Below are 22,728 nucleotides of genomic sequence, written 5' to 3'. Positions count from 1 at the left end.
CAGCCCTATCCCTCGAGGTCGAGCGCGGTCCCGTACAGCCGGTCCACCTTCAGCCTGATGACGACCTGCCGCTCATCGACGAGTTGCCGCGCTCGGCAGCACGACGTCCGCCGGTTACGCGGGCACCCCGGCCCTCGGCGTGGAACAGGACTGGCGCCGGGCACACACGGCACGCGCCGCCGGGGGGGGGCCGCTCATCCACCGGGCGGCCCCCTCCCTCACCGCCGCCCGCCGAACTCCCAGTCGTGCACCTCGATGCCGGCGTACCGCTCGCGGGTCAGCACGGCCCGGGCCGCCTCGGCGTCCGGCGCCCGCAGCAGGGCGGCCGTACCCAGCCACACGGCTCCGTCGTCGGACAACAGCGGCCCGTACGCGATCAGTTCGTCGCGGCAGGACGGTACGTCGAGGTCGGCGGCCGGACCGTCGCCGAGGCCGATGACGAGGAAGCGGTGGCCTCCCGAACGGCCGCCGGGGAAGTCCCACATGGTGCGGCCCAGCAGGTTGCGCCACCGCCGCAGCAGGACGTCCCGGTACACCCCGGCCTGGTGGCTGGGCTCGTCGAAGGCGAACGCGCGGGCGGCTGCGGGGTCCGGCAGACCGACGATGTGCACGCTGCCGGTGGGCGTCTCCCCGTCCGCGGCGAAGGTCGGGCCGCGGGCGATCAGCTCCGCCTCGTAGCGGTCCATGTAGGCCCAGTGCGCCTCCCCCAGCTCCTCGCGCAACGGGAGGGACCCGGGCCGGTCCCGGTGATAGCAGAAGAACTCCATGCCGCAGGAGGCTACTGTTGACCGTCCACCGACACCGATGTCACGCCCGCAGGAGATGCCGACCGTGCGCAGCGCCGCCGTAACGCCCGAGGACGACCGAATCCGCTGGGTCGAACTGCCGGGGCAGGAGCCGCCGCGGGTCTACGTGCACGGGCTGGGCGCCACGTCCCCGGCCTACTTCACGGAAGCCGCGGTCGACCCGCGCCTGGCCGGACGCCGTTCCCTGCTGGTCGACCTGCTGGGCCACGGCATCAGCGACCGCCCGGCGCACTTCGACTACACCCTGGAGTCCCACGCCGACGCGCTCGCCGGCGCCCTGACGGCGGCGGGTGTCTCGGCCGCCGAAGTGATCGCGCACAGCATGGGCGGCTCGGTGGCGATCGTGCTGGCGGCCCGCCACCCCCACCTGGTCTCCCGCCTGGTGCTCGTCGACGCGAACCTCGACCCGATCCCGCGCGAACCCGGCTCATCGGGCAGCAGCGGCATCGCCGCCTACACGGAGGAAGAGTTCCTGGCGGGCGGCTGGGCGGAGGTCCGTGACCGGGTCGGCCCCCACTGGTGGTCCACGATGCGTCTGGCCGGCCGTGCGGCCCTGCACCGCAGCGCGTTCCACCTCACCCGCGGCACGACCCCCACGATGCGGGAGCTGCTGCTGGACCTGAAGATCCCCCGCACCTTCCTGCTTCCCGAGTCCGGCGGCCCGCTCCCCGGGACCGACGCTCTCACCGAGGCCGGAGTGTCCGTCGTCGCGATCCCCGACTGCGGCCACAACATCATGCTGGACAACCCGGAGGCCTTCGTGGAGGCCACCGCGGCGGCGCTGACGCCCCGGGGCTGACCGGCCCTCCTCCGAGGAACGGGGATCCCCGCCATGCGGTCCGTACGACGTGCCAAAGGCGCCGTCACCGTCGCCGTAGCCACCGCCGCCTGCCACGCCCTGATGACCGCCGGCTACGCCTGGGCCCGCGGCAAAGCGGCGACGGATGAGGCGACGATGTTCGCCGGCGCCTTCGAGTGGCTGGTGACCACGGCCGCTTCGTGGGCTCTCATGCCCCTCCTGCTGGGGGCGGGCATGCGCGTCCTGCGGGAGCACGGCAACACCGCGCTGATGGTCGGCGGCGGACTGATCTGGGCGGTGCTCTCCCTGGCCTTCGCCGACGAGATCGACCGCCCGGGCGGTTTCATGCCGCTGCCCGCCCTCGCCGTCTGGGTCCTGGCCGGGACGGGACTGGCCGGGGCCGGCGCGGGACGCCGCCGAGGGCGGCCCCCCGGACCGACGGCCCGGTGAGACCGCCCCGTTCACACCGTCACGACTTCTTCGGAGGGCACTCCTTCCACGCCAGGTGGTACACCGTGCTGATGTCCCCGTCCGTGGAGTCCATCGTCATGAAGCTGACCTTGTCGGCCGACTGGGTGCCGGCGTTGACCCGGAGCTCGGTGTTGATGTTGAAGTTGCGCTGCACTCCGCAGGGCGCGTAGACCAGCTGGGCCCAGTCCGTCTCGTCGGTGGCCTGCCAGTTGTCGTTGTAGGGGCCGCTGAAGGGGTGGTTCCGGTACACCGTGCTGGGCGAGCCCTGGAAGTAGTACGAGGCCCGTTGGGAGGCGCTCGCACCGCGCTGGAGCGAGGCGAAGCCGCGGTAGTCCGCGCTCGCGATGGCGTAGGTGAAGCCGCCGGGGACGTGGACGATCAGGCTGAGCTGGCAGTTCCGGCGGAAGGCGGTCGGGTCGGAGTTCCCGCCGGCCTGGGCGAGGTAGTCGCTGTAGGTCACCGTGAACGCCGTGTTGTCCTCGGAGACGGCGACCGCGGCAGTGCCCTGCGGGCAGCCGGAGCCGTTCACCGTGGCGACCTTGATGACGATCTTGTCCGGGGGCGGGTCGTCGAACCCGGAGGACGGGGATTGTGCGGGAAGTGCGCTGGTGAGCAGCGCGGCGATCGCGCCGCTCAGGAGCAGGCCACCGGCCATGGTTCTCCCATCCGTACGTGGGGGGTGGAACAGGCGATAGACATGGGCATGTCAAAGCGACAGCGCATGCGCCCCCGGGTCTGTGACCGTTCCATGAAGGAGCTGTGAAGGCGGGAGCGGTCGCATCGTACGCAGGGCGGCAGGGGCGGGCCAGGTAGCTCTCCGGCCATTCACACTGGCGGGAATTCACCCGGGCTCCGGTGGGCGCATAGGGTGCGTTGCACCAAGGCGTCAGACCGAGGACATCCCGAGGACATCCCGAGGACGGAATGAGGATCACGCACCGCGCCGCGCACGGCCGCCGCCCCTCAGGGGTTCTCCCAGGCCGCCGGTTCCGCCGCAAGCCGTTCCACCGGCTCGGGCAGCGCCCCGGCCGCGAGGTCGGCGACCGTCACGCCCTCCAGGATCCGGCGCACGTTGGCCCGCAGGGCGATCCACAACGGCAGCAGCGGCTCGGCGGTGCCGGAGTAGGCGAGGCCGGTCGGCCGTTCGCCGCGCACCGAGACGATCGGCCCGTCCACCGCGCGGATCACGTCCGCGACCGTGATCTGCGAGGCCTCCCGGGCCAGCCGGTAGCCGCCGCCCCCGCCGCGCCGGCTGTCGACGACACCGCCCCGGCGCAGATCGCCGAGGATGCCCTCCAGAAACTTGTGGGGGATGTCCTGCGCGGTGGCGACGGCCTCCGCCTTGACCGGCCCCTCCCCCTGCCGGACGGCCAGCTCCACGACCGCTCGTACCGCGTAGTCCGCACGTGCCGAGATCCTCATAGGACCATTGTCGCCGTCACCCTGTAGACATTGAGCACACGCACCGCGCACCACAGCGAGCACACCCACCCCGTACGACAAGCACACGCACCGCGCACCACGTATCGCAAGGCACAACAGGAGGCGCTCCCTTGGAGCTCAGCAGGCGCACCTTCCACGCTCTGGCCGGCACGGCGGCGCTCGGCTTCGCGCTGACCGGCAGCGGGTCGCCGACCTCCGCCAACCCGGCACGCAGCGCACCCACCGGCCCGCCGCCACCGGTGCCGAGCGCGGACGGCAGGCCGCACGAGATCGGCTTCGACCACCACTCGCTGATCGTCGACGGCCGTCGCCTGGTGCTGTGGTCGGGTGAGATGCACCCCTTCCGGCTGCCGAGCCCGTCGCTGTGGCGGGACGTCCTGGAGAAGATGCGTGCGCACGGCTACAACGCCGTCAGCGTGTACGTCGCCTGGAACCACCACTCCCCCGCTCCCGGCCGCTACGACTTCACCGGCGTGCGCGACCTGGACCTGTTCCTGCGGACGGCCGCCGAGACGGGGATGTACGTGATCCTGCGGCCCGGGCCGTACATCGACGCGGAGGTCGACGCCGGCGGCTTCCCCGGCTGGCTGACCGCCACCGAGGGACGGGCCCGGACCTCCGACCCGACGTATCTGCGCTATGTCGACGAGTGGCTGACCGCCGTCAACGCCATCGTGGCCAAGCGCCTGTTCACGCGGGGCACCGGCACGGTCCTGCTCTACCAGATCGAGAACGAGTACGACGCGCACGTCGACGAGCCGTCCGGGCGCGCCTACATGTCGTACCTGTACGACAAGGTCCGCGCCGACGGCATCGACGTGCCGCTGTTCCACAACGACAAGGGGCGCAACGGCGCCTGGACGCCCGGGTCGTTCGGCACCGGTGGCGAGAAGGGGCGCTGGCTCTACGGGTTCGACGGCTACCCGGAGCCGGACCACGTGCCGCCGGACTGGGGGTCGTTCGGGGCCGGCGGCCGCAAGGGCGGGGCGACGGCCAGTCCGCGCACGCCCGGGTTCGTGCCCGAGTTCGGCGGCGGCTGGTTCGACCCGTGGGGCGGGGCCCGCTTCGACGGCAAGGGGTACGCCGAGGCGCGCCGGACCCGGGACGCGGCGTACGAACGGCGCTTCTACCTCACCAACCTCGCCAACGGAATCACCCTGCACAACGTCTACATGACGTACGGCGGCACCTCCTGGGGCTGGCTGCCCGCGCCGGCGGTCTACACCTCGTACGACTACGGCGCCGCGTTCGACGAGGCGCGCAACGCCACCCCGAAGCTCGCCCCGATGCACCAGATCGGGCAGGTGCTGCGGTCCGTGCCCGACCTCGCCAAGCTGCACCGGGCGAAGGCGGTGCGGGCGACCGACGAGCGGATGAAGGTCTACCACCTGGCCAACCCCGACACCGGAGCCCACGTCTACGTCCTGCGCAACGACACCGACGAGGCGGTCGCCGCGACGCTGCCGGACGCCGGGATCGACGTACCGGTCACCGTCCCGGCCCGGGACGCCAAGCTGATCGCCGCCGGTCTGAGACTGGGCAGGCGGACACTGGTGCACTCCACCGTGCAGCCCATGGTGAGCCTGACCGCCGGACGCCAGGACATCGCCGTGTTCGCGGGCCGCCGGGGCGAGATGGCGCAGGTCGTCCTGGAGTGCGCGGACGAGCCGACACCCATGCGGCTGGACGCGGAGCCCGCCTGGGCCTACAACCTGGGCAAGCTGAACATCACGGCCCCCCTCGGCGCCGGCGGACTGAGCCGGGTGCGGGTCGAGGGCGACGGCGTGGACACGCCGATGCTGGTGCTGTTCGCCGACGACGCCACCTCGCTGCGGCTGTGGCCCTACGAGACCCCGTCCGGCCCGCTCCTCGTCTACGGCCCCGCCCTGCTGCGGTCGGCCGAGCTGCGCGGCTCGACGGTCCATCTCCGCGGCGACACCATCGGGCAGACCGGCCTCGAGGTGTGGGGGCCGCGCGGCATCACCCACGTCACCTGGAACGGGCGCCCGGTCGCCACCCGGATCAGCGCCTCCGGCAGTCTGCTGGCGCTGCGGCCGCTGCCCGGCGTGGCCCGGCCGGCCCTGCCCGCCCTCGACGGCTGGCGGCGGCGGGCCGGGAACCCCGAGGCCGAGCCGGACTTCGACGACTCGGACTGGACGACGGCCGACAAGGAGACGACCTTCAGCACCACGCCGGTGCCCGACGGGCAGCCGGTCCTGTTCGCCGACGACTACGGCTTCCACTACGGCGACGTCTGGTACCGCGGCGAGTGGAGCGGCGACGGCGGCATCGAGTCCGTGTCCCTCGCCTACAGCACGGGCACACAGGGCCTGCTGATGGCCTGGCTGGACGGCGAGCCGCTGGGCACGCACCGGATGCCGGTGCCGGACAAGGACCGGGCACGGCAGGGGACGTGGACCGCGAAGGCCGACTTCGACCTGCCGAAGAGGCTGCGGGAGAAGTTCCGTGAGGCGCGGGACGGGAAGCGTGGGAGGCATGTGCTCTGCGTGCTCGTGCGGCGGATGCAGCACGACATGGACGGCGAGGCGCTCGACACGCACAAGGCGGCACGCGGACTGACCGCCGTCACCTTCGAGGGCGACTCGCCCGAGGTGACGTGGCGCGTCCAGGGCGCCGCCGCGCCGGATCCCGTGCGCGGGCCGATGAACAACGGCGGCCTCCACGGGGAGCGCGAGGGCTGGCACCTGCCCGAGTACGACGACGGCGACTGGAAGGCCGCCGAACTGCCCCGGGCCGACCGGCGGCAGGGCGTCACCTGGTACCGGACGGACTTCCGGCTGGACGTCGACCCGGGCGTGGACGCCTCGGTCGGACTCGTCCTCGACGACGACCCGGACCGGGCCTACCGCGTCCAGATCTTCCTCAACGGCTGGAACATGGGCCAGTACGTCAACGACGTAGGTCCGCAGCACACGTTCGTGCTGCCGAACGGGGTCCTGCGCACCCGTGGCGCCAACACACTGGCGCTGGCGGTGCTGTCCGACGGGACCACACCGGCCGGGCCCGGTGAGGTACGGCTGACGCTGCTGGGCGCGGCGGCCGGAGGGGTGCCGGTGAAACCGGTGTGACCGGATCGGGCCGTCCGTGTGCATTGCCTTCTCCGGCAGGCTGGTTCACCGTGGTGTGCCTTCGGGCTGCCACAGGGAGGGGACTTCTGTGCGAAGACGGCGGTTCATCAGCGGTTTAGCCGGTGCCGGGGCGGGTCTGGGCCTCGCCCCGGTGGGCGGAGGGCGGGCCGCGGCGGCGCCCGCACGGGCAACCGGGGCGCCCCGGGAGTGGCAGGCCGTGCCGGTACCGGACGGCGCACCGGCCGCCCAGTTGCGGGACGTCGCCGCGGCCGGGGACGGCCTGGCGTGGGCCGTGGGTGAAGAGGGCCGCAGCGGCGGCACCCTCGGGTCGCCGCTGGCGCTGGTGTGGGACGGCGCGGCGTGGGCGCGGACCGGCGCCGGCGCTCCTGGCTTCCGCGGCTACCTGCACTCCGTCGCCGGGACCTGCGCCCGCTCGGCGTGGGCGATCGGCACCGACACGGCCGGGGCCACGCATCTGCTCGCGTGGCACGGCGGAACCTGGCGGGAGACCGACTTCCCGGGCCGCGGCCGGTCCGGCACCTCCCTCACGGACGTCGCGGTCGACCCGGGCGGCGGGGCCTGGTTCTCCGGGCGCACCTCCGACGGCCGGCTGCTCCTGCACCACGACGGCGGCACCTGGACCTGGCTCCCCGCACCGCCCGGCGCGCCCACGGCCACGCCCTCGGGGGTCCGCCTCACCCCGCGCGGCGACGTCTGGCTGTACGGCGTCGGCATCGTGGCCCGCTGGAACGGCTCCGCCTGGACCGAACTCCCCTCCTACCAGGGCATCCGGGCGACCCTCACGGGGCTGCTGCCGGTCGCCGACGACGACCTGTGGCTGGTCGGTCACGACTACGGGGTGGGCGGTCCGATCGGCAAGCCCCCGGGCGTGCTGCTCCTGCACGGTGACGGCAGCACCTGGCAGGGCGTCTCCGGACCGTTCGGCGTCGGCATGCTCAACGGGATCGTCGCCGACGCGCGAGGGCGGCCCGACCGGATCGCCGGCTGGGACTTCTGGGACCAGACCCGGGCCCACTACCTGCGCTGGGACGGCGCGGCCTGGGTGAGCGAGCGGGGGCCGGTGGCCACCACCCCCGTCGTCATGAACGCCTTGGCGAAGGTGCCGGGTTCGGACGGCTACTGGGCGGTCGGGACGACCTCGACCTCGGCGTCCTCGACCGCCCTGCCGCGCATCGAACGCTGACCGGGTCCCGGGTCCTCACCCCAGCCGGATCACGTTCCAGGACAGCGGCTCCAGGACGGCGCTCAGCGTGCCGTCCCGCAGGGCCGTGCCGTCGACGGGGTGGGGAGTGACCCGCTCGGGGTCGTCGAGGGTGTTGCGGGCGTCGGGGTCGGCGTCCGCGAGGGCGCTGTGCTCGACGACCCGCGTCAGGTCGAGGCCGCCGAGGGCGACTTCGAGCGGCAGGGCGCCGGTGCGGCTGCGGTTGACGGCGAAGACGGTGACGGTCCCGTCCTCGGCGCGCACTGCGGTGGCGTGCAGCAGGTCGGTCTCGCCGTACTTCTTCGTCCCGTACGTCGGGGAATCCACGCGGACGTCCAGGACCCGGCCGCGGCCGTACCGTGCCGCCTGTGCGAACGGGAAGAACGTGGTCTGCCGCCAGGCCGGGCCGCCGGGCTCGGTCATGATCGGTGCGATGACGTTGACGAGCTGGGCGAGGCAGGCGACCGTGACGCGGTCGGCGTGCCGGAGCAGGGCGATGAGGAGCGAGCCGAAGACGACCGCGTCCGTGACGCTGTAGTTGTCCTCCAGCAGGCGCGGGGCCTCGGGCCAGTCGTCCTGCCCGAAGGTCTTGGCCCGGGCCTCCCACTCGGGCAGGTACCAGACGTTCCACTCGTCGAAGGAGAGGTTGATCTTCTTCTTCGACTTCAGCCGGGCGCCCACGTGGTCGGCGGTCGCGACGACGTTGTCGATGAAGGACTCCATGTCGACGGCGGAGGCGAGGAAGGAGTCGAGGTCGCCGTTCTCGGGCCAGTAGTAGGCGTGCAGCGAGATGTGGTCGACGAGGTCGTACGTCTCCTTCAGGACCGTCGCCTCCCACTCGGCGAAGGTCGGCATCGACTGGCTGGAGGATCCGCAGGCGACGAGTTCGACGCCGGGGTCCATCTGGCGCATGGCCCGGGCCGTCTCGGCGGCGAGGCGGCCGTACTCCTCGGCGGTCTTGTGGCCGGTCTGCCAGGGGCCGTCCATCTCGTTGCCGAGGCACCACAGCCGGATTCCGAAGGGGTCCTTGTCGCCGTGGGAGACGCGCAGGTCGGACAGGGCGGTGCCCGCGGTGTGGTTGGCGTACTCCTGGAGTTCGAGGGCCTCGGCGACGCCGCGCGTGCCGAGGTTGACGGCCATCATCGGTTCGGCCTGGGGGCCGATCTTGCGCAGGAAGTCGATGTACTCGGAGAGGCCGAAGCGGTTGGACTCCGTGGAGTGCCAGGCGAGGTCGAGGCGGCGGGGGCGGTCCTCGGCGGGGCCGACGGAGTCCTCCCACTTGTAGCCGGAGACGAAGTTGCCACCGGGGTAGCGGACGGCGGTGACGCCGAGTTCGCGGACGAGGTCCAGGACGTCCCGGCGCAGGCCCTTGTCGTCGGCGGTGGGGTGGTCCGGTTCGAAGACGCCGGTGTAGACGCAGCGGCCGAGGTGTTCCACGAAGCTGCCGAAGAGGCGGGGGTTCACGTCGCCGACGGTGAAGGCGGGATCGAGGGTGAAGCGGGCGGTGTGCATGGTCGCCTTTCGGGGTGGGTGGTTCTGTGGTGTGGCGGCTGCGGGTCCGCGGGGGTTGATCGGGCGGTTCCCCGCGCCTCTTCGGGGGCTGTTCCACTGCCCTGCCAAGCCGGTGTGGGCCACGCCTGTCACGATCTGTCTCTATGTTCGACATCTCGAATAGCACTCGTAACTTCGAACGGGACCGTAAGTTCGAAGCGCTTGCGCGTCAATGGGTCATGCATGAAGTTCGCGCAGGACTTTTGGGCGAGTTCGGTCGTTCCCGGTTGAACTACGGACATCGGATCGCATGACGCGCACACTTTCGGGCGCGTAGTCTCGGACGCGCCGCCAAAGCCATCGGCCGGGGGCCGAGAAGGGGGAGCGATGGACATCGCGGGCGCGCGGATCAGGGCCGCCCGAGTCGCCGCCGCGCTCAGGCGCTCACGCAGCGGCCCGGCCATGCGCGGGCTGGCCGCCGAGCTCGCCACCGCGGTCCGGAAAAGACCCCGGCGGCCCACCGACGTACGGTCGCTGTGCCGGGCGCTGTGCGAGGAGATGAGCGCGCGGCGCGGCGGACGGCCCGTGGAGCTGCGGTTCGAGCGCTTCCCCGACGAGATAGAAGTGACCGGCCTGTGGGTCGAGTTCCAGGACTTCGACCTCGTCATCGTCGAGGAACGGGCCGAGGCCGTGCAGCAGCTGGTCATCCTCGGACACGAGCTGTGGCACCTGCACGCGGGACACGGGCATCACCACGGGGCGGGTGCGGCGGCGGCCCACGCGTTCGCCGACCGGCCCGGCTGGGAGGACGCCGCCCTGGCGGTGGCCGCCCGGCACGGCTCCCGGGAACGGGACGAGGCGGAGGCCGACGCGTTCGGACACCGGCTGGCGGCGGGGTGCCGGTCGCTGCTGCCGGGCGGGCGCGACCCCGACGTACCCCTCGAACCCGTGCAGCGGTCCCTGTACTACCGGGGGCCGCGAGGAGGTGCGGCGCCGTGACGACGGTGGCGCTGACCCCGGCCGAGTTCGTCAACCAGTTCTATCCGAACTTCTGGTGGATCCCCGCGGGGGTCCTGGCCGCCGCCTTGGCGATCAAACTGCCGAGCATCATCCGGCTCTGGCAGGACCCGATGCTGCGCGCGGTCGGCGGGCTGCTGCTGCTCGCCTGCGCGGTGTTCGTCTTCGTGGCGCCGTCGACGATCGCCCGGGTCAACCGGCTCACCGGGGTTTCGAACTTCTCCGGCCCCTGGGTCTACTCGCTGCTCACCGCGTTCTGCGCCTTCTGCCTGCTGCTGATCATCTCCTGGCGCAACGGCCTGTCCGACCGCTCGGACCGCACCCGGCGGGCGATGCGCGGGGTCGTCGCGGTCTATTCGAGTGTGATCGTCGCGATGTGGGTGCTGTTCGCCCTCGCGGACGTGCCGGTGGAGCGGCTGCGGGATCTCGACACGTACTACGCGAACACCCCGTACATGCGCGAGGTGATCGTGCTGTACCTGCTCGCGCACACCGTGGCCGCGCTGGTCACCAACGGGCTGATCTGGAACTGGGTCCGCACGGACGGGCTCGACTCGCTGCTGCGCTGGGGGCTGAAGTTCCTCGGCGTGGGCTACGCCGCGCAGTTGCTCTTCGACGCCGCCAAGATCAGCGCCGTGGCGGCCCGTTGGTCCGGGCGGGACCTGGACTGGCTGAGCACCGCTGTCGCCCCGCCGCTCGCCTGCCTGTCCGCCGTGCTCATCGCGGTCGGCTTCATCCTGCCGCACGCCGGGCAGTACCTGCACGGCCGCTGGCACGTCCGGCTCGCCCTGCACGAACTGCGGCCGCTGTACCTGCTGATGAGGACGGTCAACGGCACCGGGGTCCCGTTCCTGCTGCGTGCGACGCCGGAGCTGCGGCTGGTCCGCCGGGAGACGTTCATCCGCGACGTGCTGCTGCCGCTCGCCCGGCACATCGACGAGGACCGGCGCGAACGGTTCCACGACGCCGCCCTGGCGCTCGGCCACCCGCCCGACCGGGCGAAGGCACTCGCCGCCACCGCGGCGATCCTGGACGCGGCCGACGCCAGGCACCTGACGCGGGACGACGAGGGCACCGGTGCCCGTGACACCACGGACCTGCTGCGCGAGATCGGCGCCGTGTCCCGGGCCCTGCGCCGCACCGAGGACCTGCGGGCGATCCGCGCCCTGGCCCGCGACCACACGGACGGCAGGTCGCTCACCGGCTGACCGCGCCCCCGGGCCCGCCCCGCGGCCACGGTTGCCGTGGGCGGCCGAATACCCGGACGAGACCCGCACGGAAGGCCGCTCGCACGGAACGTGAAGGTACGGTGAGAGCTGTCCGGAACGAGGCCCGTATGGCTCGAAACCGGTGCCGGCGCACGGGTGTTGTGCGCCGGCACCGCTGTGGCCGGACGTCGGGGAGTGCCCTCAGGGGCGAAGGAGCCTTCATGGCTGAGTGCGAGGAGTCGCATGTCGCGTAGAGCTGTCGTCATCGGTGCGGGTCTGGCCGGCATGCTGGCCGCGGCGGCCCTGTCCGCCGTAGCGGACGAGGTGGTCGTGCTCGACCGCGACGACCTGCCCGAGGGGCCGGAGCACCGCAAGGGCCTGCCGCAGGGACGTCACGCGCATCTCCTCATGGCCGGGGGTCTGGCCCCCATGGAGGACCTGGTGCCGGGCGTGAGCATGCGCAAGCACCTGCTCGCCGCCGGGGCGCACGAGATTCCGCTCGGCTCGGGCATGGTCGCCCTCACGCCCGAGGGCTGGTTCCGGCGCTGGCGGCACCCCGGACCGCGGATGCTGACCTGCACCCGGGCCCTGCTGGACTGGGCGGTGCGGGGCGCCGTGCTGGACGGTACCGGGGTGGTGATACGCAAGGCGCGGGTGCTGGAGCTGACCGGGTCGCGGCAGCGGGTGACCGGGGTTCGCCTCTCGACCGCCGCCGGGGAGGAGGAACTCGCCGCCGACTTCGTGGTGGACGCGAGCGGACGCGGCTCGCGGATCGTGACCTGGCTGTCGGCGCTGGGCGTCCACGACGTGCGCGAGAAGACGGTGGACGCCGGCCTGGTGAACGCCACCCGTCTCTACCGCACCCCCGAGGGAGCCGAGCGTTTCCCCCTGACCATGGTGCAGGCCGACCCGTATCAGGGGCGGCCCGGGCGCAGCGGCATGGTGCTGCCGATCGAGGGCGACCGCTGGATGGTCAGCCTCGCCGGGACGCGGGGCGGCGGCGAACCGCCGTCCGACCCGGACGCGTTCCACCGGTACACCCTGGACCTGCCCGACCCCATCGTGGGCCGGCTGATCTCCGGCGCGGAACCGCTCACCGACGTCCACGTCAGCCGCAGCACCAGCAACCACCGCCGGTACCTGGAGAAGGTCCGCTCCTGGCCCGAGCGCCTCGTCGTCCTCGGTGACGCGCTGGCCATGTTCAACCCCGCCTACGGGCAGGGCATGTCGGTGGCCGCGCTGGGCGCCCGTGAGCTGGGCCGGGAGCTGCGGCGGTCCGGCCTCGGCGAGCCCGGGCTCGCCCGGCGGGTGCAGCGGCGGGCGGCCAGGCCGGTGGAGTCCGCGTGGACGATGGCCGTGAGCCAGGACGTCTGGTACCCCGGGACGCGTGGCGGTTCGCCCGGCGTCGCCGACCGTCTGGTCACCGCCTACACCCGCCGCATGATCCGCACGGCGACCGGCTCGTACACCGCGGCGTCCGCGCTCTGGGACGTGATGAGCATGACGACGGGGCCGACGCGGCTGCTCCGGCCGTCGACGGTACTGGCGACGCTGAGCGGACCGCCGTTGCCGGCGGCGGTGGGTGCGCCGCTGACGGACGACGAGCGGGCGATCCTGCGGCGGCTGGACCGGACGGGCCCCTGAACCACGGACGGGCTCCCCGCGTACGGGCCTGGCGCTGGACCGGACGGGCCGCTGAAACACGGGCGTTCGTCCCCGCGTGCGTACGGGCGTGCCGCTGGACCGGACGGGCCGCTGAAGCACAGGCGATCGTCCCCGCGTGCGGGCGCCTCGGGAGCCCGGTCGCGCCCGTACCGCCGGTCTCTCGTCAGCCGGCGAACGCGGGCTGTGCCAGTCCCTTGCCCGCCCCCGGCACCACGAACAGCGACCCCGCCAGCGCGGACGGCTCGGTCAGTCCCACCCGGGCGGTCGTCACGTACAGGTCGGTCAGCCGGTCCCCGCCGAACGCGCACGCCGTCACCAGCGGCACCGGCAGCCCGATCACCCGGTCCAGCTCACCGTCGGGCGTGTACCGCCGCACCGCCCACCCCTGCCACAGGGCGACCCACACGCACCCTTCGGCGTCCACGGTGAGCCCGTCCGGGAAGCCCGCGCCCTCCTCGATCACGGCGAGCGTCCGCCGCCCGGAGAGCCTCCCGTCCGCGTGGTCGAAGACGTCCACGCGCCGGGTCGGGGTGTCGATGTAGTACATGAGCCGCCCGTCGGGGCTCCAGCCCGTGCCGTTGCTGACGGCCACGTCGTCGAGCACGACCTCGGCCGTGCCGTCGCCGGTGAGGCGGGACAGGGTGCCTCCGCCCGGCGCCTCGTCGTAGCGCATGGTGCCCGCCCACAGCGCGCCGTCGGGCGCGACGGCCGCGTCGTTGGCGCGGCGGCCGGGGACCGGCTCGTGGTGGAGCCAGCGGAAGGTGCCGTCGGGATCGAGGAGGCCGACCCCGTCGCGCAGGTTCAGCACCAGTCCGCCGCCGGCGCGCGGCTTGGCGGCGCCGATGTGCTGTTCCGTGCGGCGCAGGGTGCGGCGCCCGGTGGCCGGGTCGTAGGTGTGCAGGCGGGAGCCGAGGATGTCGATCCACAGCAGCCGGCCGGCCGCCGCGTCCCAGGTGGGTCCCTCGCCCAGCTCGGCCTCGGCCCGCACCGCGACCTCGCAGGGCGCCGTCATGCCACGCCCCGGTGACCGAGATGCTCGGACAGCTCGGCGGCGCCCTTGGCGGCGAGCTGCTCCAGCTCGGCGCGGCGCTCCTCGCTCCAGCGGATCATGGGCACGGAGATCGACAGGGCGGCGACGACCTGCCCGGTGCGGTCGCGGACCGGCGCGGCCACGCAGGACACGTCCGGGTTGGACTCGCGGTTCTCCACGGCGAGGCCGCGCTCACGGATCTCGGCCAGGGCCTCGCGCAGGGCGGCCGGGTCGGTGATGCTGTTGGGGGTCATCGCGACCAGCTCGGCACCGTCCGGGATCCGCGCGGTGAGCTCCGGCTCCGGAAGGGAGGCCAGCAGCATCTTGCCGACGGAGGTGCAGTGGGCGGGTAGCCTGCGCCCGGCCGCCGACACCATCCGCACGGCGTGCGTGGAGTCGACCTTGGCGATGTAGATGACGTCCGTGTCCTCCAGGATCGCCACGTGCACCGTCTCGTCGCAGGTCTCGGCGACGGACCGGGCCACCTGCTGGCCCTCGGCGGCGAGGTCGAGCTGCTCGGAGTAGCGGGCTCCGAGCTGGTACGGGCGTACGCCGAGCCGGTAGCGTCCGGGCTGGCCGGGCACCGGGACGATGTACTTCCGGGCGGCGAGCGTGGTCACCAGCTCGTGCACGGTGGTGCGCGGCAGCTGGAGCCGGCGCACGATGTCGGGGGCGGAGAGCGTCCCGTCCCCGTCGAGAAAGAGCTCGAGAATGTCGAGAGCCCGGGTCACGGCTGGTACGAGGCGTCCCACGACCGGCCCCCTCCCTATACGTCTCAGGCGCCTGCGTTCGAGATTTCAACAGGCGATCGGCATGACGAACACAGGCTAGCCATAGAGGTATGCCCGGGCAATGGGCAAAGGCACGCGAGGGACCGAGGCACGCATCGGGCGAAGGCGCGCACGGGACGGACGCGCACCGGCAGGGGCCGCGTTCCTGCGGCGGCTCCTGCCGGTGCACAGGCGGGCCGTGGATCAGGGGAAGTCGGCCCTGGCCTTGCTGACGAGCCGGGTCAGGTTGTTGCCTCCGGCGATGGCGTTGTAGTTGCCGAAGACGCCGCCGTTGGCGCCGGCGCTGGCCACACCGACCACGAAGGGGCCCTCCGGCCAGAAGCCGAAGACCGGGCTGCCCGACATGCCCTTGAGGAAGTCACCGGTCTTGGTGATCAGCATGCGGCCGCCGCCGAGATCGAAGTCGTCCTCGTCGAGGAAGAAGCCGGTCTGGAAGTTCGCCGCCGTGGCGTGCAGGAGCGGCTCGTAGGCGATGTTGAACCAGTTCGCGGTCTCGTTGTCCCAGCCGGAGTCGTAGGTGCGGCAGCCGAAGGCCCCGAAGCTGTCGCCCAGCCTGCGGTCCAGCATCACGATCGCGTAGTCGTCGTCGGCGTTGCTGTACGTCACGTCCACGATGTGCTCGTAGGCCATGATGTGGGTCGCTCCGGCGGCGGCGATCTGGGTCGCGCCCTGGACCAGGGTCACGGAGACGGTGAGTTGCTGCCAGTCGATGCAGTGGCTGGCGGTCAGGACGTGCCGCGGTCCGATCAGCGCGCCGGATCCGCCGTGCGCGCCGGAGAAGACGTGACAGGCCAGCACCCAGGGGAAGGACCGGTCGTCGTAGACGCGCCGGCCGTCGGGGTTGAAGACCAGGAGCGGTTCCAGTTCCTGCCCGGCGAAGACCAGCTGCGGGGGCTCGCCGACCGGGAAGCGGTTCGGTTCGAGCCGGATGCCGTCCTGCCCGGTCGGCATCGACGGAGCGAGGTCGGGCGCCGCCGTCTCACCCGCCGCCGCAGCCCGCACGGGAACGACCGTCGACTTGGGCAGTTCGGCCGGCTTGAGGCCGTTGGAGTCCGGAGCGTCGTGCTGCGGGACCTGGAGGGGGGAGGTGCGGATCTCCGCTGCGGAGAGCGGAGGGCGGTTCGAGTCCGGGGTGCCAGGCATGAGGGTGCTCCACACAGGAGTGTGTCACTGGAGCGGCGCTGAGGGTGGTGAGTGCGAGGGCCCGCGCCGGGGATCGGGGGCGACCCGATGAAGTTGAATGTTGTGTCGTCCTGTTGAGGACTTCGCGCGGGCGGGGCGGCCCGGCGCTCCCTTCCATCAAACCTCGGATCGGCCCGGCGCGCATACGCACACCGGCGGTCCCGCGACGGGGAGATGGACCGCGCGCGGGTGCGGCCGGCCACTGCGGTTGCGACGGTTCGAGCAGCGTGCGTCACTGGCCGAAACCCGACCTTCCCACTTCGAGGGGCACCACCATGTCCGACCATCTCCCCCGCCGTAGGGGCGCCGTCGCCGTCCGGTCCGACTTCTGCGCCGTCTCCCCGAGTCCCGAACTGCGCGAGCGGCTCCAGGAGGAGCGGCTGCGCATCGAGTCCGCCTCGCCGCTGGGCGGCCAGTTCGTCGTGGGCGGCGAGCCGCACCACCCCGGCTTCAACGACGGCACGATCAAGCCACCCGACGAGTTCCCCGTGGGCACACCCCGGGAGTCCATCGCCGCAGCGGCCGCCGAACGCGCCCCGCTCACCGGCGCGGTACGTGTGGTCGTCATCCTCGCCGACTTCGCCGACAAGGAGCTGACGGCCTCTCAGGAGCACTTCGAGGAGTTGTTCTTCTCCCTCGGCTCGATGCCCCACGGCAGTGTCCGGGAGTACTTCCGGGAGGCCACGCACGGTCTGGTCGACATCGTCGGCGAGGTCGTCGGCCCGGTGAGGCTGCCGAAGAAGCTGTCCTTCTACGCCAACGGCAACTTCGGCATCGGCCGGCCCTCCGGGGAGGCCCGGGCGCAGCTGATGGCCCGGGACACCGCGATCACCGCCGACCCGCAGATCAACTACGCCCCGTACGACAACGACGGCAACGGGTTCGTCGACGCGTTCATCGTCGTGCACGCGGGGCGGGGCGGCGAGGTCACCGGTGACCCGGGGGACATCTGGTCGCACAAGTGGGTCCTGCCGGACGCCTACAACGCCGACGGCGCACGGATCTTCGCCTACCTCACCATCCCCGAGGACGCCAAGATCGGTGTCTGCGCCCATGAGTTGGGGCATCTCGTCTTCGGCTTCCCGGACCTGTACGACATCGACGGCTCGTCCGAGGGCGTCGGCAACTGGTGCCTGATGGGCGGCGGTTCCTGGGGCGGCGGCGGTGACATCCCGACGCACCCGTCGGCCTGGTGCAAGATCGGCCAGGGCTGGGCGACGGTCGCCAACGTCACCGGTTCCACGACGCTGTCCCTGCCCGACGTGAAGAACAGCCACCAGGTGCACCGGTTGTGGACCGGTGGGCTGCCGGGCAGCGAGTACTTCCTGCTCGAGAACCGCCAGCGCACGGGGTACGACGTCTCACTGCCCGGCGACGGGCTGCTGATGTGGCACATCGACGAGCACCAGCCGGACAACTCCGACGAGACCCACTACATGGTGGGTCTCGTGCAGGCGGACGACGAGCGGGAGCTGGAGCTCGGGGCCAACCGCGGTGACGCCGGGGATGCCTACCCCGGCAGTTCCGGCAACACCGCGTTCGGCCCGTCCACCGCCCCGAGTTCGCACTCCTACGCGGGCGCCGCGACCGGTGTGTCCGTCAGCGGCATCTCCGCCTCCGGTCCGACGATGACGGCCGCCGTCGGGGTCACCGTGCCGGGTCCCGTCCACATGCCGGTCCACTCCGGCGCGGGGCGCTCGGCACCGGCAGGCGAGACCGGGCTGGCCGAGACGGTCCACGCCCTCCAGGCCCGGCTCGACGCGCTGGAGCAGCGGATGAGCGGCTCCGCGCGCGGGCCCGAACCGTTCACCGAGGCGGGTTCGCGGCCGGAGCTCAACGGCACGCCGCGTGCGGCGAACGCGACCGGGGGCGGCGTGGGGCACTCGTACCGTCGGCCGTAGGCCGTCTCCGTGGAGCCCCGTCCCCCCGTCCTCCGCCCGGAGGGCGGGTCTCTGCGGCATCCGGTGCGGCGAGCGCACGGCCGGGCGTCGCGGGGGCGGGCGGGACTTGGCGGACACGGGGGGGCCGGCGGCCGGCAGCCGGCGGACACACGGAGGTGACCGGGATGGTGCAGGCGATCGAGAATCTCACCGCGCTGGAGACGCGGCTGGTCGCCTCCGGTCCGCACCCACGGCTGGACGGCTGGGACCGGCTGCTCGTCGACGTGCTCGACGCCCGGCCGGTCCCCGGCTACGCCGACCTGCTGTCCCGGTACGTGGGCGAGCGCCTGGAACTCGCGGTGCCCGGCGCACTGGTGGAGGGTCTGCCGCCGGGAACCGTCATCCGGCTCAGGGCGAAACTCGCGGGGGGCCGGGCGATGGCGGAGAAGCAGCCCCCGCCGGGCACGTTCGTGACGGAGCCGCCCCGCTGAGAGGCGCCCGCCGTGGCGTGCTCACGCTCGCCTCCGTCGCTCCGCCGACGCCCCCAGCTCTCCCCGCAACCGCTGCGCCCGCAGCACCAGTTCCAGTTCGAAGCGGCGGTCGGGGTCGTCGATCTCGTCGCCCCACAGTTCGCGGATCTGGCGCAGGCGGTAGCGGACCGTCTGGGGGTGGACGCCGAGGCGGGCGGCGACCTCCGGGGCGCCGCCGCGGGTCTCCAGCCACGCCAGGAGGGTCTCGGCGAGGCGGCGGCCGTGCGTGGGGCCGCAGTGGGTCAGGGGGGCCAGGCACCTGAGGGCCAGGTCGTCGATGAGTTCCTCCGGCTGAAGGAGGACCAGGGCCTCGGTGTGTTCGGTGCAGTGGAGGACCTCGCCGGAGGGGAGGAGGTCGCGTTCCACCAGACGGACCGCCGCCTCCGCCCAGCGCAGCGACTTCGCCGCGTCGGTGAGCGGGACCGGCGGGCCGATCGCGCCGGACCAGCCGGCCAGGGCCCGGTGCAGGAGCTCGGGGCGGCCCGCGGCGTCCGGCTCGGGCACGACCATGCGGGGCTGCTCGTACTCCATGTCGAGCAGGACGCCCTGGCCGACCGCGGGGGCCATCGCCTCCCGGGCCGGGCGGAGCAGCACGCCGACCGCGACCTTCGCCGGTAAGGGCCAGCCGATGCGGGCGGCGCGTTCGGTCAGAGCCTCGGCGGGGTCGCCGCGGTGGTGCTCGGCGAGGAGCAGTTCCATCAGGCGGCGTTGCAGGCGCAGGCGTTCACCGGCCTGGCGGGCGGCGGCCTCGGCGTAGCCGCGTACGGACTGGTCGACCAGCCCGTCGAGGTACTCGTAGCCCGCGTCGACGAGTTCGTACATGGCCGGGGGCGGGATCTCCACGCGCTGGCCGATGTCGGCGAAGCGGCGCCAGGCCAGGCGTACACCCATGCGGTAGACGGCCTGGAGGGAGTCGAGGGAGCGGCCGTTCAGGCCCTCGCCGCGGCCGAAGTCCTGGAAGACGCCCGGCGGGACGGTCGGGCGCCCCTCGGAGTGCTCCAGGTGCTGCACGAACACCTCGATGGCGCGCCGGATGCCGACCAGGGCCATCGGCTCGCCGGAGTCGTCGAGGACGACGGGCAGGTGCGGGTACTCGCGCTGGATCTCGCGGAGGATCTCTTCGGCGAGCTCGGGCGCCTCGGCCATGGCGATCGCGGCGAACCGGCGCACCTGGAAGCGCGGTACGTCGTGCCAGGCCGAGCGCGTGGTGACGGCTGCGGTGCGGGCGGCCGTCACCGTCAACTCCCCTGACCGTCTTGTTCGTACGTGATCAGGGGGGTGTTGGGCTGGTCGGGTGTGGCTTCGAGCAGCGCGACCACGCCCAGCGCGGCGCCCACGGCGAGGGCGGCGGCGAGCGCGACGGTCAGCGCGGCAGCGAGCAGTCTGGACATCGCAGGGTCAGCCTCTCTGTCCGGATTCGTCCGGAGGTCGTCCGGAGGTTGCCCCACCTCGGCACCCCGTCCCTGCCTGTCGCGCCCAGTCTCGACAAGCATTGACACCCCGTCAAGAGCGGCCTACGGTTCCCGGCCCAGCCGCACGCGCGCATCTCGCCGCCGTGCCGGCCCTCTCGTACGTCGAGCCGTCCCAAGCCACTGGAGTGCCCGGATGCGCCGTACAACCTCTCCCTTTTCCCTGGTCCTGCTGGGTCTCGGCACGTTCCTGCTGGTGCTGGCGCCCCTGCTCGCCTGGTACGTGGAGCCGCGTGCCGCGGTCAACCCGATCGACATCGACACGACCGCCGTCTACACCGGCCGGGGCAGCGTCTTCGACACCGACCGGATCGAGACGGTGCCCGACCGGAAGATCACCGTGACCCAGCGGGTGCGGGGCAACGTCGAGGACAGCGAACGCAGCGGAAGCACCGTCTGGGACGTGACGACCACGGTCGACACCGACAAGTCGCTGCCGGCCGCCGATCCGCACGACGCGCTGGACTTCGTGCCGCACCGCTGGGTGATGGACCGGAGGACCACGCGGCCGGTGCACTGCTGCGGGGAGAAGCCGTACATCGAGGGCGAGGCGTACCTGAAGTTCCCCTTCGACGTGCAAAAACGCTCCTACCAGTGGTGGGACAACACCCTCGGCGACACGGTCGTGCTGCGCTACCGGGGCACCGCGAAGATCCAGGGGTACACCGGCTACCGGTTCACCGGTTCGGTGCCGCCGACGCGGAACGGCACGCGCATGGTGCCCGGCAGCCTCGTCGACCAGCCGAACCGGCCGCAGGTGCTGGCCGAGGAGTGGTACTCCAACCACGGCTTCGAGCTGGTCGTGGACCAGGCGACGGGCCGCGTGATCTACGCGCGGACCGGCCCCCGGCGGACCCTGCGGGCGCCGGGCGGGAAGAAGGACGCGGTGGTGCTGCTGGACAGCCGGAAGGTGGCGTTCACGACCGGGACGCAGAAGGAAGCGGTACGGCAGGCGAAGCAGGGCAGCGGGCGACTGCGGCTGGTGGGCACGACGCTGCCGATCGGGGCCGCGGCGGTCGGCTTCGTGCTCGCGGTGGTGGGTGGCGCTCTCGTGGCGCGTGGGCGGAAGGAGCCGGAGAACCCCGTTCCGTCCGATACATCCGGAACACCCCAGCCGACTCTCACGAAGTGATGTGCCGTCAGCTCCAACAAAGCCCGAAATTGTCACGCCGGTGAGTAGCCGTGGCGAACGTCCGGGCGAAAACTGTCCAACCCCACCCGAGCACACCCCGTCCGCACTCCCCTCCCAGGAGAGGCTCGGGCTCCCCACGAGCCGACCCCTCCGTGACGAACACACCCCCACGTTTTCCCCACGCTGAGTTCCGCACCCCGAGACGAGTTGGAGCACCCATGCCCCAGCACGTACCGTCCACCCCCCCACTCTCGGCTGCGCTCGAGCGGGGGGTCCCCCACCGCGCCGCGTCCCCCAGCGCGCAGCACCCTCCGGCGCTCCCCCCACATCCGCGCCGGATCGTCTTCCTCGCCCACCGTGATCTGGGCAACGCCTCAGCCGGCGGCTCCGAGCTTCTGGTCGACAGACTCGCCGACGGCCTGACCCGCCTGGGCCACCAGGTGACCCTGCTGTGCGGGGGGCCTGTGGCCCTGCGCGACTACCGGGTCGTGTCGGCGGGCGGCCCGTACGGGCACTACCTGCGCGCCAGATCGGCCTTCGCGCGCCGGGTCGGCGACTGCGATCTGCTGGTCGAGGTGTGCAACGGCATGCCGTACCTGGCCCCGTTGTGGCACCGGGGGCCCACCCTGTGTCTGGTCAACCACGTCCACACGGATCTGTGGAGGATGCGCTTCGGCGGGCCGCTGGCTCCGGCGGCACGGATCGGCCGAAGACTCGAGCACTGGGCGCTGACCGGGGCGCAGCAGCGGAACCTGCTCGTCGCCGTGTCATCCTCGACCGCCCACGCGCTGCGGGCGATCGGGGTCGAGCGGGACCGGATCAGGGTGGTGCACAACGGGGTCGAGGAGCCGGGCCCGAGGGCCGACCGCTCGGCCGAGCCGCTGTTCGTCGCCGTCGGGCGGCTGGTCGAGTACAAGCGGGTCGACCTGCTGCTGAGGCTCTGGGAGCGGGTGCGGCCGGTGACCGGCGGCCGGCTGGTGATCGTCGGTGACGGGCCGGAGCGGGAACGCCTGGAGCGGCTCGCCGGTCCGGATGTGGAGTTCACCGGGTACGTGACGGAGGCCGAGAAGCACCGGCTGCTGTGCGCGGCCTGGCTGTTGCTGCATCCGTCCGCGGTGGAGGGGTGGGGTCTGGTCGTGACGGAGGCCGCGGCCCGGGAGACGCCGAGTGTGGCCTTCGACGTGCCCGGGCTCAAGGACTCCGTGGTGGACGGCGAGACCGGGATCCTCGCGCGCGGTGAGTCGTCGTTCGCCGCGGCGTGGTGTGCGCTGGCCCTGTCCGGGCGGCAGCGGGAGCTGATGGGCAAGGCGGCCCGGGAGCGTGCGGCGCAGTTCCGGTGGGACCGGACCGTACGGCAGTTCAGGGCCGTCGCCACGGAGGCGGTGAAGGGCTGGGCCCCGTGACACCGCCCACGCGCCCGCGCGGCGCAGCCGCACACGTCACCGCCCCCCGCCCGGAAGGCACCTCCCGGCGCCCCGGCTGGAGGGATCCGTCCTTCCGGCG

The 22,728-nt window shown here is 72.7% G+C and carries 20 protein-coding genes and 1 pseudogene; 11 read left to right on the top strand and 10 right to left on the bottom strand.

The features are described 5' to 3' along the window. Positions 1–5: 5 nt before the first annotated feature. Positions 6–86, bottom strand: a pseudogene (locus AB0937_RS28905) (PPOX class F420-dependent oxidoreductase); the annotation flags it as partial. Positions 87–218: 132 nt separating this feature from the next. Then, a complete protein-coding gene (locus AB0937_RS28900) occupies positions 219–767 on the bottom strand; it encodes a YciI family protein (protein WP_366715592.1) in 549 nt (182 codons plus the stop codon). Between the two features lie 64 nt (positions 768–831). On the opposite strand from AB0937_RS28900, the gene AB0937_RS28895 reads away from it, so the two are divergent. Both AB0937_RS28895 and AB0937_RS28890 read left to right on the top strand, forming a co-directional pair. Then, a complete protein-coding gene (locus AB0937_RS28895; protein ID WP_366715590.1) occupies positions 832–1,605 on the top strand; it encodes an alpha/beta hydrolase in 774 nt (257 codons plus the stop codon). Positions 1,606–1,638: 33 nt separating this feature from the next. Beyond that, positions 1,639–2,055 carry a hypothetical protein gene (locus tag AB0937_RS28890; RefSeq protein WP_366715588.1) on the top strand — a complete coding sequence of 139 codons (417 nt, stop codon included), beginning with the start codon at positions 1,639–1,641 and terminating at the stop codon, positions 2,053–2,055. Positions 2,056–2,074: 19 nt separating this feature from the next. Here the strand turns inward: AB0937_RS28890 and AB0937_RS28885 are convergent, their stop codons facing one another. Both AB0937_RS28885 and AB0937_RS28880 read right to left on the bottom strand, forming a co-directional pair. Then, positions 2,075–2,731: a DUF4360 domain-containing protein gene (locus AB0937_RS28885; RefSeq protein ID WP_366715586.1), complete on the bottom strand. Its 657-nt coding sequence runs from the start codon at positions 2,729–2,731 to the stop codon at positions 2,075–2,077. Positions 2,732–3,039: 308 nt separating this feature from the next. Then, positions 3,040–3,498 (bottom strand): Rrf2 family transcriptional regulator, encoded by a 459-nt coding sequence (locus tag AB0937_RS28880; protein ID WP_366715584.1) that lies wholly within the window; start codon positions 3,496–3,498, stop codon positions 3,040–3,042. 131 nt (positions 3,499–3,629) lie between these two features. Between AB0937_RS28880 and AB0937_RS28875 the strand changes: the two genes are divergently transcribed. Together AB0937_RS28875 and AB0937_RS28870 are read left to right on the top strand one after the other, a co-directional pair. Then, positions 3,630–6,608: a beta-galactosidase gene (locus tag AB0937_RS28875; protein WP_366715582.1), complete on the top strand. Its 2,979-nt coding sequence runs from the start codon at positions 3,630–3,632 to the stop codon at positions 6,606–6,608. A gap of 217 nt (positions 6,609–6,825) precedes the next feature. Further along, entirely contained in the window at positions 6,826–7,812 is a 987-nt protein-coding gene (locus AB0937_RS28870; RefSeq protein ID WP_366715580.1) for a hypothetical protein, read from the top strand. Positions 7,813–7,827: 15 nt separating this feature from the next. Here the strand turns inward: AB0937_RS28870 and AB0937_RS28865 are convergent, their stop codons facing one another. After that, a complete protein-coding gene (locus AB0937_RS28865) occupies positions 7,828–9,342 on the bottom strand; it encodes an alpha-N-arabinofuranosidase (protein ID WP_366715579.1) in 1,515 nt (504 codons plus the stop codon). Positions 9,343–9,708: 366 nt separating this feature from the next. Here AB0937_RS28865 and AB0937_RS28860 point away from each other — a divergent pair, with 366 nt between their 5' ends. The 3 genes from AB0937_RS28860 (at position 9,709) to AB0937_RS28850 (ending at position 13,190) form a co-directional block, all read left to right on the top strand. Beyond that, complete coding sequence (locus AB0937_RS28860; protein WP_366715577.1) at positions 9,709–10,320, top strand: toxin-antitoxin system, toxin component family protein; 612 nt, start codon at positions 9,709–9,711, stop codon at positions 10,318–10,320. After that, complete coding sequence (locus AB0937_RS28855; RefSeq protein WP_366715575.1) at positions 10,317–11,546, top strand: DUF6545 domain-containing protein; 1,230 nt, start codon at positions 10,317–10,319, stop codon at positions 11,544–11,546. The genes AB0937_RS28860 and AB0937_RS28855 overlap by 4 nt, the downstream gene beginning before the upstream one ends. Positions 11,547–11,789: 243 nt before the next feature. Beyond that, a complete protein-coding gene (locus tag AB0937_RS28850; RefSeq protein WP_366715573.1) occupies positions 11,790–13,190 on the top strand; it encodes an FAD-dependent monooxygenase in 1,401 nt (466 codons plus the stop codon). Between the two features lie 184 nt (positions 13,191–13,374). Here AB0937_RS28850 and AB0937_RS28845 read toward each other — a convergent pair whose 3' ends face one another. The 3 genes from AB0937_RS28845 to AB0937_RS28835 form a co-directional block, all read right to left on the bottom strand. Beyond that, positions 13,375–14,223, bottom strand: a complete 849-nt coding sequence (locus AB0937_RS28845) for an SMP-30/gluconolactonase/LRE family protein (RefSeq protein ID WP_366715571.1) — start codon at positions 14,221–14,223, stop codon at positions 13,375–13,377. Next, positions 14,220–14,993, bottom strand: a complete 774-nt coding sequence (locus AB0937_RS28840; protein ID WP_366715570.1) for an IclR family transcriptional regulator — start codon at positions 14,991–14,993, stop codon at positions 14,220–14,222. Before AB0937_RS28840 ends, AB0937_RS28845 begins: the two co-directional genes overlap by 4 nt. Before the next feature lie 222 nt (positions 14,994–15,215). Continuing rightward, positions 15,216–16,175 carry a trypsin-like serine protease gene (locus tag AB0937_RS28835; RefSeq protein ID WP_366715568.1) on the bottom strand — a complete coding sequence of 320 codons (960 nt, stop codon included), beginning with the start codon at positions 16,173–16,175 and terminating at the stop codon, positions 15,216–15,218. A gap of 314 nt (positions 16,176–16,489) precedes the next feature. On the opposite strand from AB0937_RS28835, the gene AB0937_RS28830 reads away from it, so the two are divergent. Further along, entirely contained in the window at positions 16,490–18,115 is a 1,626-nt protein-coding gene (locus tag AB0937_RS28830; protein ID WP_366715566.1) for a M6 family metalloprotease domain-containing protein, read from the top strand. 164 nt (positions 18,116–18,279) lie between these two features. Next, a complete protein-coding gene (locus tag AB0937_RS28825) occupies positions 18,280–18,585 on the top strand; it encodes a hypothetical protein (RefSeq protein ID WP_366715564.1) in 306 nt (101 codons plus the stop codon). A gap of 21 nt (positions 18,586–18,606) precedes the next feature. Here the strand turns inward: AB0937_RS28825 and AB0937_RS28820 are convergent, their stop codons facing one another. After that, the gene (locus tag AB0937_RS28820; RefSeq protein WP_366715562.1) at positions 18,607–19,860 is read right to left on the bottom strand and encodes a helix-turn-helix domain-containing protein; all 1,254 of its coding nucleotides are present in this window, start codon (positions 19,858–19,860) and stop codon (positions 18,607–18,609) included. 2 nt (positions 19,861–19,862) lie between these two features. Continuing rightward, positions 19,863–20,015 carry a hypothetical protein gene (locus AB0937_RS28815; RefSeq protein WP_234848896.1) on the bottom strand — a complete coding sequence of 51 codons (153 nt, stop codon included), beginning with the start codon at positions 20,013–20,015 and terminating at the stop codon, positions 19,863–19,865. A 214-nt stretch (positions 20,016–20,229) separates the two neighbouring features. On the opposite strand from AB0937_RS28815, the gene AB0937_RS28810 reads away from it, so the two are divergent. Next, positions 20,230–21,225, top strand: coding sequence for a DUF3068 domain-containing protein (locus AB0937_RS28810; protein ID WP_366715559.1), 996 nt, complete (start codon positions 20,230–20,232; stop codon positions 21,223–21,225). Between the two features lie 218 nt (positions 21,226–21,443). Continuing rightward, positions 21,444–22,628, top strand: coding sequence for a glycosyltransferase family 4 protein (locus AB0937_RS28805; protein ID WP_366715557.1), 1,185 nt, complete (start codon positions 21,444–21,446; stop codon positions 22,626–22,628). The last annotated feature ends 100 nt before the right edge of the window (positions 22,629–22,728 follow it).

The organism is Streptomyces sp. NPDC047880 (genome assembly GCF_040706515.1).
Lineage (GTDB): Bacteria > Actinomycetota > Actinomycetes > Streptomycetales > Streptomycetaceae > Streptomyces.
Note: the sequence above shows the minus strand (reverse complement) of the source record. Positions and strands in the feature narration are given on the sequence as shown.